9 protein-coding genes and 1 CRISPR repeat array are annotated in these 12119 nt (G+C 69.6%); of the genes, 6 read left to right on the forward strand and 3 right to left on the reverse strand.

The window, feature by feature from the left end:
• Positions 1-375: 375 nt before the first annotated feature.
• The 3 genes from AC5L36_RS38465 to AC5L36_RS38475 form a co-directional block, all read right to left on the reverse strand.
• Positions 376-840 carry a hypothetical protein gene (locus AC5L36_RS38465; RefSeq protein WP_441223618.1) on the reverse strand — a complete coding sequence of 155 codons (465 nt, stop codon included), beginning with the start codon at positions 838-840 and terminating at the stop codon, positions 376-378.
• A 954-nt stretch (positions 841-1794) separates the two neighbouring features.
• Positions 1795-2088 (reverse strand): hypothetical protein, encoded by a 294-nt coding sequence (locus tag AC5L36_RS38470; RefSeq protein ID WP_441223619.1) that lies wholly within the window; start codon positions 2086-2088, stop codon positions 1795-1797.
• Between the two features lie 116 nt (positions 2089-2204).
• On the reverse strand, positions 2205-2840 hold the full coding sequence (locus AC5L36_RS38475; RefSeq protein ID WP_441223620.1) for a hypothetical protein: 636 nt from the start codon (positions 2838-2840) through the stop codon (positions 2205-2207).
• Between the two features lie 588 nt (positions 2841-3428).
• On the opposite strand from AC5L36_RS38475, the gene AC5L36_RS38480 reads away from it, so the two are divergent.
• The 6 genes from AC5L36_RS38480 to AC5L36_RS38505 all read left to right on the forward strand — a co-directional run bounded on the left by AC5L36_RS38480 (position 3429) and on the right by AC5L36_RS38505 (position 12084).
• Positions 3429-4415 (forward strand): site-specific integrase, encoded by a 987-nt coding sequence (locus AC5L36_RS38480; RefSeq protein WP_441223621.1) that lies wholly within the window; start codon positions 3429-3431, stop codon positions 4413-4415.
• A 1778-nt stretch (positions 4416-6193) separates the two neighbouring features.
• Positions 6194-7931: direct repeats of the CRISPR family, unit length 28 nt; unit sequence GGACCATCCCCGCGTGCGCGGGGAGCGC.
• Positions 7932-7933: 2 nt separating this feature from the next.
• Positions 7934-9025 (forward strand): DUF2064 domain-containing protein, encoded by a 1092-nt coding sequence (locus tag AC5L36_RS38485; protein ID WP_441223622.1) that lies wholly within the window; start codon positions 7934-7936, stop codon positions 9023-9025.
• Positions 9022-10128: a molybdopterin-dependent oxidoreductase gene (locus AC5L36_RS38490; protein ID WP_441223623.1), complete on the forward strand. Its 1107-nt coding sequence runs from the start codon at positions 9022-9024 to the stop codon at positions 10126-10128. The genes AC5L36_RS38485 and AC5L36_RS38490 overlap by 4 nt, the downstream gene beginning before the upstream one ends.
• The gene (locus AC5L36_RS38495) at positions 10125-10559 is read left to right on the forward strand and encodes a hypothetical protein (RefSeq protein ID WP_441223624.1); all 435 of its coding nucleotides are present in this window, start codon (positions 10125-10127) and stop codon (positions 10557-10559) included. Before AC5L36_RS38490 ends, AC5L36_RS38495 begins: the two co-directional genes overlap by 4 nt.
• Before the next feature lie 98 nt (positions 10560-10657).
• Complete coding sequence (locus AC5L36_RS38500) at positions 10658-11218, forward strand: TlpA family protein disulfide reductase (protein ID WP_441223625.1); 561 nt, start codon at positions 10658-10660, stop codon at positions 11216-11218.
• An 11-nt stretch (positions 11219-11229) separates the two neighbouring features.
• The gene (locus AC5L36_RS38505; protein WP_441223626.1) at positions 11230-12084 is read left to right on the forward strand and encodes a cytochrome c biogenesis CcdA family protein; all 855 of its coding nucleotides are present in this window, start codon (positions 11230-11232) and stop codon (positions 12082-12084) included.
• Positions 12085-12119: the final 35 nt, after the last annotated feature.

Here is a 12119-nt window from a genome sequence, read left to right on the forward strand (position 1 = left end):
CGTCATCCTATGGGCCTGGCACCGGCACTCGGTCTACCGGGATCGATACCTAGCCATGGCCAACGACCCCCTCTGGCACCACCTGACGTTCGTACGAATCCAGTCCCGCAAAGACATCCGCCGCCTGCTGAACAGCATCAACTCTGTTCCATAGACTCGGGCCCGTCACCACGTGGATCGGCACCCGTAGGTGGTACGCGCTGGGCCACGAAGACCACCGGATTCTCTCCCCCGGCAAGCCCACGCCGAAGCAGAAGACCACGCTGCGGGCGGGCCAAAGATGCCCCGGCGCTGAGTCTTCGCCCGCTCGACAGTCGGCATGAGGCCGAATCCGTCTGCCGTCAACGCGCTACCCACCACCGCGGACTAGCCTCGTCAGCGACGGTCGTCGCGGATCTGGTAGACGCGCTCGCGGCTGATCCTCGCGGCCTTGGCGGTAGCGGTGGCGCCCAGGGCGGTCGGCGACTGCGCTTGCTTGACGACGAACCGCCATGCGGCCTCGGTCTTCTTGGCCTGCGCCTCAGCGGCCTCCCGAGCCGCAGTTGCATCCTCCACGATCAGCCGCCAGTCAACCGGCTCGACCTCTACGACGGGCGCGTCGAAACCACCGACGGCTCTCCATCCCGTGGAGGCGATTGACCAGCCATTGTTGGCGAGGGTGGTGATGGCGTCATCGTGGTTCGCCTGGTCTGCGCCGCCCGCGAGAGTTCGGACGGGGTATGCCACGACGGCTTGACCAGCCAGGTCGCCGTCCTCGTGGGCGTAGACCGTGACCTGCAACTGGTGGCCGCCGCGGACGGCGTTGGTGAGGCGCGCGGTGTATCGGATCTGGCCAGTCATGCGTAAAGCATGCTACACAAGTCGGCGCCTGTCAAGCGCGCTACACCATGTCCAGATTTGATCGTCATTCACCCACGACGCGGACGGCTACCGCCGGCGTGAGCTGGTGGAGGCGCGCCCGAGGGCGGCCCGGGCCTCAACGTCGACGAACCATGGGTGGCGGCCATGGCCAGCCATACCGCCGATTGGCGGATTTGCCCCCGTCGCCCCGACAGAGGAGCAGCGCATCATCCGAACTGCAGCAGCGCAGACCGCCCGGCGCGCACGGACCGCGGCATGACAGTGCGACTGTCGGGCGCTTTGTGATCGAGCCGGTCAACCCGGGGGGCAGCCGAAGCAAACAGGTGCACTGCGTCGCTCTTCACGCGCACCGATGTGCCCTTCACCATTTCGCACGATAGACATACTCTGGTCGTCGTGGCTACGAAACTGCTCCGAGTACCGGCATTGCGACGCTGCAAGGGTACCTCAGGAGTACACGCACTACAGGCTCGTGTTCGTTTGGACCGAGCATGGGCTCAACTTCGTGTCGACGTGGGCCAAGATCAACATACATCGGCGGTGGATGAATTCTGGGTCACCTGGATCGATGAGGTTGAAAGGCAGCTAGTCATCGGCCCGCATCCTTGGTTCGCGCGACTTCACGAATACTCGACATCCTGCGAAGAATATCTTCAGAAACTCCGGTCATGGATGCTCTACCGAGATCCGAGCGCCCCGCGACTCGCGATTGTGAGGCTGAGAGCGTGGGAGCTCACCGCACTGAGTTCGGTAGATGCCAGGACTGCCGCGTTTCGACTCTCCCTGCTATTCGAGGCCCGCGCTGCGCGAGCGCGCCACGCAGAGAGAGCACGGTTATACCGTGAGGCAGCAGATCTCTGCCAGCTCGAATCAGCGACACCCCAAGATCTTGCGAGGCGTCGATCGGTGCTCCTGTCGCGAGCAGAGGCTACATTAGGATTTGATGCCCGAGCGACGGACGGCGAATTGCGTGCTGCAGTCGAACACTTCAGGGAAGCATTGGCTTTCGCGCAACAGGCAGACGAGATTTACCACGTTGAGGACGATACCCACCTTCCATATTTGGAGTGGTGGTGACCGTCGTCGCGGCACCGCCGCCAGGTAGCGGGACGTCACCGAGAGGCTGTCTTCGCATCCCTGGCAGTCGGCGTGGGCCAGGAAGTCCTTCCTGACCCAGAGCAGAATCCAGTCAGAGAAGCACTCGAAGGCTGCAAGGAGCATGGTCATAAAGATGATGGTGGCGGTGCCAGCGCCAATTGCATCGCGGCCGGTAGTCGACCACGGCATAGGGCCGCGCGCCCACTTCGGCCAACCTTCTGTGGTACATCCAGTCCTTACCGCCACTAGTGTAACGCTTCGCGCATCGGTCTCACCCATCTCCAGTAATGACTGGCGAGCAGGCCGAACACTAAAGCGGCCGATAGCCATGAAAGCACTGCCGACGATGGTTGCGGCAACGACGAAAGTGCATAGATAAGGAGCGTCGCACTCAGCACTAGCCCAATGGAATCCAGCCAGACCAGAAGCCGGGGGTGAACCGCGATTACGAGCTGCGCGTCCCGGGTGGATTCCAACTCGCCGGCGGTGGCGTTCCGCGCGTAGTTGATCGCTGCCACCACCCCTATGCCAATCGTGCAGGTGTAGAAGAATAGGAACTCCGTGATCGTGCCGTCCAATGCGGCGATCATCAGGCCCTGTCCGGCGCCCAGCAGGAAAGGAACCAAAGCGTCGATCGTGCGAGGTATCCATGCATACATGGTCGACCCGATGACGTACTCCTGCCAGATGATAACGATCAGTATAAAGATAGCGGCAGTGCGGCCAGCGCGATCAGCACCTATGTGACGGTAGTCTGTGCCGACCGCCTGAACCAGAAAACCGAGCGCCACGCCCTGAATGATGCTGATCAAGGTTAGGTAGATATCGCGAAAAGAATTCTCAACCCGCTTAACAGCCTTGGCCCGAGCATCTTCGGTCACAAACACCATGGTGCCTCACCAAAGCAAGGAGGCCAAGAGCCGCACCAGTGGCTCCAGCCTTGAGGATGCGGATCAATCGCGTCCCGCAGATTCGTTCGTCTAGGTGTGAGGTGCGAGTGGCTGAGCAAGCACCCTCTCATCGACACGATCGGGTGCACTGTTCTCGGCAGAAGAGTGAGCCGATCAAAGGCTCACACGTGCCGAGCCGTAACACGTCGTAGTCGGCCCATCCCTGCAGATAGCACACCCGCCAGACTGGAGCTTGTTGGGCGCGGTGCCCTCGTCACGCTCCCCATCTACCGATCGATAGGTGGGGACGCCTCCAGCTCACCGCCCCTTGACGAAGCCTCACCTGCCCCACCGCTGACCAGCGGCAACGCGGCCGGTGGTCGCAACGTGGTCGCACCCGAACACAATCATGATGACCTCCAGGAGCACTCGATGCCAGGAGGTCGTCATGAGACCGAATCCGAACCGCGGCCGGGTGTACCGCCGCTGCGGTTGCCGCGACGAGCACGGCCGGCAACTGGGCGCCCGTTGCCCGCAACTGGCCAACCCGCGACACGCAGCTGGGCGTTCGCCGTGGACATGCCCTCACCCGACCGCAAGCGCAAGACCATGCGCCGCAGCGGCTACGACACCCGCGCCGACGCCCGCACGGCCCTGGCCAGGGTGCTGGAATGCGAACACGCCGGCGTCTACCTCGACGACGCGCAGACCTTCGCCGACTACCTGATCGGCTGGCTGGACGCCAAGGCACGTCAGCTCAAGCCGACCACGGTAGCCCGCTACCGCGACTACCTGCGCAACGATCTCCTGCCCGCCTTCGGCGCCATTCGCCTCGAACGCCTGACGCACCAACACGTCGACCAGTTCGTGCGGACCCAGCTTGCCGCAGGCCGCGGCCCGGTCACCCTACGCCGTTGCATCGCCACGCTATCCAGCGCGCTCAACGCCATCCGCCAACGCAGCCTCACCCACAACGCCGCTCGCTACACCGCTATCCCACTCCCCCACCGCGTCGAACGTCCATGTTGGACCACCGAGGAGGCGGCCACATTCCTGGGCTACTGCCACCTGGTCGACGACCCGCTCACCAAGCTCTTCGAGGTGCTGATCTGTACCGGCATGCGCAAAGGCGAAGCACTCGGCCTGCAATGGGCCGACGTCGACCTCGAAGCCCGGCTGCTGTTCGTCCGGCACACCCTCGTCGCCGTCGACAACAGCCGCCTGGTCCTCAGTACGCCGAAGACGCCAGGCAGCCGTGACTGGATCGCGCTGTCCACCCGAGCTGTCCAGGCGCTACGGCGCCGCGGCAGGCGCCATCGCGCCGAAGCCCTCACCGGCACGGCGTCCAACGAACGGGGACTCGTCTTCTGCCGGCCAGAAGGACAGCCGATCCGCCCCGAGCACGTGCTGCGCCACTTCTACGAACTGGCTGAAGCGGCCGGTGTGCCGCTCATCCGGGTCCACGACCTACGTCACCTGGCCGCCACCATCATGAATCGCGTCCGGAGTTCCGCTGGCCATGGTGTCCAAGACCCTGCGGCACTCCACTTTGTCGACCACCGTTGACATCTACGGCCACCTGACCCGCCAAGACGCCGTCGACGCCACCGCAACCGCCCTCGACAACGCCGAGCGCCGGGCCAAAAGTCAACCGTCAACAGGAAGGTGCGCGCATGCGACCACATTGCGACCACAACAGGCCTAAATAAACAGCTGCTGATATGCCACAACCGGCATATCAGCAGCTCAGACTATGTCGGGACGGCGGGATTCGAACCCACGACCCCTTGACCCCAGCGTTGGAACGGCTCCACTATGGAGTATTGCCTCGTGTCGGCCTATATCCTCAAATACAAAGGGACCTGCGAATACTAACACGTCTGTGTACTGGGTGGTGTTGGCCCGTGCTACCACATCGGATGTAATTGATCTCCGCTGTGAGCGCGTTCGTTAGCGGCTCCAGTCAAGTGCAGCCCCTGATGCCCCCGTCCACACTGGACCTGCCTGCGCTAACAAGACGCCGCGCCGGCAACGAGACGCCCACGCGTCGAATCGCGCCTTTCGCTGGATCGCGCAACGGGGCGGACCGAGGCAGACCTGCCGCACTCCGGATCCATCCCGCATCGCGTCGGATGGCGCTCCCCTACACTCGACGGAACACGGGACACATACCCTGCCAACCCGGGACACGTCCCGATCTGCGACACCAGTGGTCGGCACTCGTCCCCGGTCATTTCCCGGTCCCCAGGCCTGCGCAGGATGACGTGGCGGGCCGGCACGATCGGGACGTCATCGACGAACGAGACGCCATGCAGCCGAGATGCAGTCTGACCGGCAAAATCGACCGAGCGCGGTCCCATGACGCTCCGTGCGCACCTTGACTTCGACGGTGTCGTCGGCGGACCATCCCCGCGTGCGCGGGGCCAGCGACGTGCCACTGCTGCTGTGCGGGGACCATCCCCGCGTGCGCGGGGAGCGCCAGCCCATCGCGCTCGACTACCCGGAGATCTCCAGATCATCCCCGCGTGCGCAGGGAGCGCGGTATGCCGGTCTGGCTGTTCCTCCTGGATGAGGGACCATCCCCGCGTGCGCGGGGAGCGCGAGTAGCCCTCACCCTCGGCCTCCACGCGGGCAGGACCATCCCCGCGTGCGCGGGGAGCGCGCCCAGGCCGCAAGGTAATCGCCCTTTGGCATGGGACCATCCCCCCGTGCGCGGGGAGCGCGATCTGGTCGACCACGCCCGACTTGTAGGCTACGGACCATCCGCGTGCGCGGGGAGCGCGCACCCGTCGCGATCACAACGGACGCTAGGGACGGACCATCCCCGCGTGCGCGGGGAGCGCGCGTTCATCGACGGCCTGGAGCAGATCGCCGCGGGACCATCCCCGCGTGCGCGGGGAGCGCTCAGCGCTGACCAGGGGTGCGCGTGTCAACGGCGGCATACCGAACCACCCCGCGTGCGCGGGGAGCGCGACATTCTCGTCAATAACGCCGGCCGTACCCGAGGACCATCCCCGCGTGTATGGGGAGCGCATCCAGGTCGCGTCGTCGACCAAGGGCTTGTGGGACCATCCCCGCGTGCGCGGGAGCGCTGGCGTCCAGGGTGACCGTGACGTCCGGCGTGGGACCATCCCCACGTGCGCGGGGAGCGACATAGGCTGTGGCTGCGGTCGATCAAGCAAGGAACCACCATCCCCGCGTGCGCGCCCACTCCGTACTCAGGACCATCCCCGCGTGCGCGGGGAACGCGGCACCCAGAGGTTGACCTCGCACTCGTGAAAGGGACCATCCCCGGCGTGCGCGGGGAGCGTACCGCCGAACTACACGAAGATCACGCCCGGTCCGGACCATCCCCGCGTGCGCGGGGAGCGCGTAGTTTGCTCGGGCCAGACAACCCGCTCGGCGGGACCATCCCCGCGTGCGCGGGGAGCGCGGTGCACAGCCAGTCCTTCCCGCCGTGGTCGTGGGACCATCCCCGCGTGCGCGGGGAGCGCGCTCCCGTAGCCGGAACCGTTGGCAGGCTTGGGGGACCATCCCCGCGTGCGCGGGGAGCGCGTGCAGTGTTCGGTCGTGGCGGCCTATTGCGCGGGACCATCCCCGCGTGCGCGGGGAGCGCTCACCGCATACTGCTGCCACGGACCTGGGGATGGGACCATCCCCGCGTGCGCGGGGAGCGCCATCGGTCGGACGCGCGGTTCCGGTCGTGCAACGGACCATCCCCGCGTGCGCGGGGGGCGCGACGACTGCGTGGCCGTCTGGTCGCGGGTCGCGGGACCATCCCCGCGTGCGCGGGGAGCGCGACGACTGCGTGGCCGTCTGGTCGCGGGTCGCGGGACCATCCCCGCGTGCGCGGGGAGCGCTGCCGGGTGACCCGGCGGGCCTTCCGGTTCGGGGGACCATCCCCGCGTGCGCGGGGAGCGCATCTGGCCGGCCACACCGACCAGGGCGCGCAGGGGACCATCCCCGCGTGCGCGGGGAGCGCCATCCTGCCCGGCCAGGTATATGACGTCGTAGGGGACCATCCCCGCGTGCGCGGGGAGCGCGATCTGGCCCATCACATGCAGCCGCCGAAACTGGGACCATCCCCGCGCACGCGGGGAGCGCATCCACTTCTGCTGCGGGATGACCGCGTACCACGGACCATCCCCGCGTGCGCGGGGAGCGCGCCTGTACCGCCTGCTCGACGGTCGTGTCCTCGGGACCATCCCCGCGTGCGCGGGGAGCGCGTACGACCACGGGCGGAAGGTCATCGGGTCACGGGACCATCCCCGCGTGCGCGGGGAGCGCGGGTCGTGCCGGTGGCCTGCCCTCTGGCACCCGGCACCATCCCCGCGTGCGCGGGGAGCGCGTCAGGCCGGCGCAAAGCTTCATCTTCGCCGCGGGACCATCCCCGCGTGTGCGGGGAGCGCGTACTCCTTGACCGCGTCGCCTACCGGCGACAGGGACCATCCCGCGTGCGCGGGGAGCGCCGGCCGCCCCCCAAAGGGAGCGGCCGCTGTTCGGGACTATCCCCGCGTGCGCGGGGAGCGCTCGATCGCCGCACCGAACGGGTCCTTGCCCCACGGACCATCCCCGCGTGCGCGGGGAGCGCTCGGCGAGGTCCGCGGCCGGGGTAACGGGCGCGGGACCATCCCCGCGTGCGCGGGGAGCGCCATAAAGAAGTCGACCGCGCCGTGGTAGGCGCCGGACCATCCCCGCGTGCGCGGGGAGCGCGCGGCCGGCAACCGGCAGACCGGGGACGCGGACGGACCATCCCCGCGTGCGCGGGGAGCGCAGCCACGGTGCCCCCTTCCTGGTGGACGGGGGGGGGGACCATCCCCGCGTGCGCGGGGAGCGCGGGCATGATCCCTCCTCGGGATCTCGGGGGTGGGGACCATCCCCGCGTGCGCGGGGAGCGCCGGGCCGCTCAACGGTCGCCCGGGCCCGGACCGGGACCATCCCCGCGTGCGCGGGGAGCGCGACCCGTACTTGACGACCGCGAGCAGATCCCCGGGACCATCCCCGCGTGCGCGGGGAGCGCGCGCAGCTTGAGCTTGATCACCACGCAGCCCGGGGGACCATCCCCGCGTGCGCGGGGAGCGCGGGTGGAGGAGATCTACGCCGCGCTGGCCGGCTGGGCCCTGCTGCGGCAGCGCGGCGACGGGTTCGGTGCGCGCCTGGCCCACGCTCACCTCGACGCGACCGCGTTGCAGCCCGGCCACCCGGTGTTGCAGATCGGCATGGACACACCGCAGGTGACGGCCGACCTGCTCGCCGACGCGGCGCAACGGCTGGCGGACGCCGACGCGGTGCTCGGCCCGGCGCGAGACGGCGGCTGGTGGGCGCTCGGGCTGCGCGACGCCCGCCATGCCCAAGCGCTGCGCGATGTACCGATGTCCACACCGGACACCGGCCGCCTCACCCGGCTGGCGCTGACCGGAAGGGGACTGCGGGTGGCTGACCTGCCGGTGCTATCCGACGTAGACACGTGGTCGGACGCGCTCGCGGTGGCGACGGCGGTGCCTGGGTCGCGCTTCGCCGGCGCCGTCGCCGAGACCGGCGGTGGCGGCACGCCGACCGCGTGGGAGGGCGCGCACGCAGGGGCCGGGCCGGTGTGGTTGGTGGGAAACGACCAGTGGCGTACCCGCCTGCCCGTGTGGCGGTGGCGGGCCACACCGGAAGCCGCCGTCCGGGATCTGCTGGGCCGGTGCACCGGACCGACGCTGGACGTCGGGTGCGGGCCCGGGCGGCTGACCGCGGCGCTGGCCGCCCAGGGCGTCGCCGCTCTCGGCATCGACACCTCCGCCGGCGCCATCGCCCAGGCCCGCCGCCGCGGTGGCAGCACCCTGCGCCGCGACGTGTTCGCTCCGCTGCCCGCCGAAGGGCGGTGGGCGCACATCCTGCTCGTCGACGGCAACATCGGCATCGGCGGCGACCCGGTCACGCTCCTGCGCCGCTGTGCCGCCCTGCTGCGGCCCGGCGGCACCGTCCTCGCCGAGGTCGACCCGGCAAACACCGGCCTGTGGCGGGGGTACGCCCACCTGGCCTTCGGGCACTCCGCCGTCCGGACGCCCTCGTTTCGGTGGGCCCGCCTCGGCGTCGCGGCGATCCACCGGCTCGCCGCCACGGCCGGGCTCACCGTGCGCGCGGTGGTGCACCGGGACCGGCGCTGGTTCGCCGAGCTGGAACGGCCATGAGGGTACGCATCCCTCGCCCAGAGGACTTCCGGGCGCCGGCGCACACGCCCGCGGTCACCGCTCGGGTCGGGCTGTGGCTCGGCATCGCGTTCGGACTGTGCTTCCTGACCGGCCTGGCCAGCCACTATGCCCAGCATCCGCCGGGCTGGTTCACCTGGCCCACCCGACCGGTGAGCCTGTACCGGATCACCCAGGGCGTACACGTGCTCTCCGGCATCGCCGCGATCCCGCTGCTGCTGGCCAAGCTGTGGAGCGTTTACCCGCGCCTGTTCATCCGCCCGCCCCGACGCCCACCGTCCCTTGTGGTCACCCACGCGGCCGAGCGGCTTTCCATCCTCGTCCTACTGTGCGCCGCGTTCTTCGAGCTGTCGACCGGCCTGTTCAACGTCGCCCAGTCGTACCCGTGGTCGTTCTTCTTCATCGAGAGCCACTACGCGGTCGGCTGGATCGCGGTGGGCGCGCTGGCCGTACACATCGCGGTCAAGTTGCCGCGCGCCCGGACCGGCCTCGGTACGCGGCCGGACGGCGACCGGCGGGCGTTCCTGCGCACTGCGTGGGCGGCGTCCGCCGTGGCCGTGCTCGCCACCGCCGGCATCACCGTGCCGTGGCTGCGCCGTGTCTCCGCGCTCGCGTGGCGGTCGGACGGCGGCCCGCAGGGGCTGCCCGTCAACCGCACCGCGGCGGCGGCCGGCGTCGACGTGCCCGAGGGCTGGCGGCTGGAGATCGTCTGGCCGGGCGCCCGCCACGCGTTCACGCTCGCGGAGCTCGCCGCGCTGCCGCAGCACACGGCCACGCTCCCGATCGCCTGCGTCGAGGGCTGGAGCGCCACCGCGCGGTGGACCGGCGTGCCGGTGCGAGACCTCTTCGCCGCGGTTGGCGCCCCCACCGGCCGGGCGGTACGGGTCGCGTCGCTGGAGCGCGCCGGGCTGTACGCCACCAGCACCCTGCCCGCCCCGCACGCCGCCGACCCGCTGACCCTGCTCGCGCTCCGGGTCAACGGGCAGGTGCTGGACGCGGACCACGGCTACCCGTGCCGGATCATCGCCCCGAGCCGCCCGGGCGTGTTGCAGACCAAGTGGGTCACCCGACTGGAGATCCGGTGAAGGCCGTCCGTCTCCTGCTCGCCGCGGCCGGTATCGGGTTGGCCGCGTACGGCGGCTGGCTGCTCGTGCCGCAACTGCCGGCCGCCGCGACCTGGCTGATCGCCGGCCCGATCCTGCACGACGCGGTGGCCGCACCGCTGGTCGGCCTCACCGGCCTCGCCCTCGGCCGTGTCCTGCCCGGCCGGGCATGGCGGCGCTGGATCGCGGCCGGCCTGGCCGTCACCGCGACGCTGCTGCTCATCGCCATACCCCTGCTCTGGCGACCCCATCCCGCGCCGCCCAACCCCGGCCTCCAGGACCGCGACTACCCGGTGCAGCTGGCCATCTGGCTCGCCGTCCTCTGGACCGGTATCGCGCTCGGCGCCACGGCCAGCCACCTGCGTCGACGGCACCTCCCGCGCGGGACCGGCGAGCACCTGGAAGCGGGCTGACACTTGAGTGACGCTGTTGTAAGGGCTCGGTAAGGGTTGGTCGGTCGGTACCAGTGGTTGGATGATGCGGTCTCATCCATACACGCGCGGAGGTTGCGATGTCGCGGGTCGGGCACACCATTGCGGCTGCCACTGTCGCGTTCCTGCTCGCCGGTTGCGGCGGTGACGCCACACCGGGATCCGCCGGCGACCCGACCGTGACCACGGCGAGCACACTCCCGGCGTCGACGCCCACAGGCGGATCTGTCGCGGTGCCGCAGGCGCTGACCTTCACCACACAGACGGTGGACGGCAAGCCGTTCGACGCCGCCACTCTGGCCGGCAAGCCGGTCGTGTTGTGGTTCTGGGCAGCGTGGTGCCCGCGCTGCCGCGCGGCGGCCGACGACGTGGCCGGCGTCCAGCGGGACTTCGCCGATCGGGTCCATGTGGTAGGGGTGGCCGGGCTGAACAGCGGGGCGGAACCTATGCGCAGGTTCGTCGCCGATCAGGGCATCAGCGGTTTCGTCAACCTCGCCGACGACGAGGGCGAGATATGGCGGCGGTTCGGTGTCACCACGCAGGAGTACTACGTGCTCCTCGACACAGCCGGCACGGTGGTCCACAAGGGACCGTTGACACCGGACGCGCTCCGCGACCGGGTCACCGCACTGGCCGGCTGAGGACGAAGCTGGTGCCGGACGCCCCGTACGCCCTCGCGTTGGCCGCTGGGCTGCTGGCCGCGGTCAACCCGTGCGGGTTCGCGCTGTTGCCGGCGTACCTGTCGTTCCTGGTCCTGGACGACGGCGATACGGACGCCGGCGGCCGCGGCCGCGCGGTCGGCCGGGCGCTGCTGCTGACCGCGGCGATGACGGTCGGGTTCGTCGCGGTGTTCGGGGCGTTCGGGCTGCTGGCCGCACCGACCGCGGACGTGGTCGCCCGGCACCTGCCTTGGGTGAGCGTCGTCATCGGCGTGGTCCTCGCGGGCGCGGGCGGCTGGTTGCTGACCGGCCGGCAGCTACCCACATTCGGCCTCAAGATTGGCGCCGGGCCGCAGGTGAGGCGCCGGTTCGGCTCGATGGCGCTGTTCGGTGCCTCCTATGCGATCGCCTCGTTGGGCTGCACCATCGGCCCGTTCCTCGCGGTCGTGGTGGCCGGTTTCCGCACCGACTCGATCGCCGCCGGCGTCGGGCTGTTCCTCGCCTACGCCGCGGGGATGGCCCTGGTCGTCGGCGCGGTCGCTCTAGCCGTCGCCCTGGCCCGCACCTCACTGATACGCGGGCTACGCCGTGCCGCCCCGGTCATCAGCCGGGCCGCCGGGGCGTTGCTGCTGCTCGCCGGCGCCTACGTGGCCTGGTACGGGTGGTACGAGATCCGCATCTTCCGCGACGCGGACACCACCGACCCGATCATCGACAACGCCGCCCGAGTCCAGGCCACCGCGTCGGCCTGGCTCGACCGCGTTGGCCCGGCAACCGTCGCCGCCACCGTGGCGGTCCTACTCATCGCCACCGCGGTAATTCCACTGCTACGCCGGACCCGACGGTAGACCTCAGCGCAGGAGACTCTGACTCGCTACTGGGC

It is taken from the genome of Phytohabitans sp. LZ39 (genome assembly GCF_059359075.1).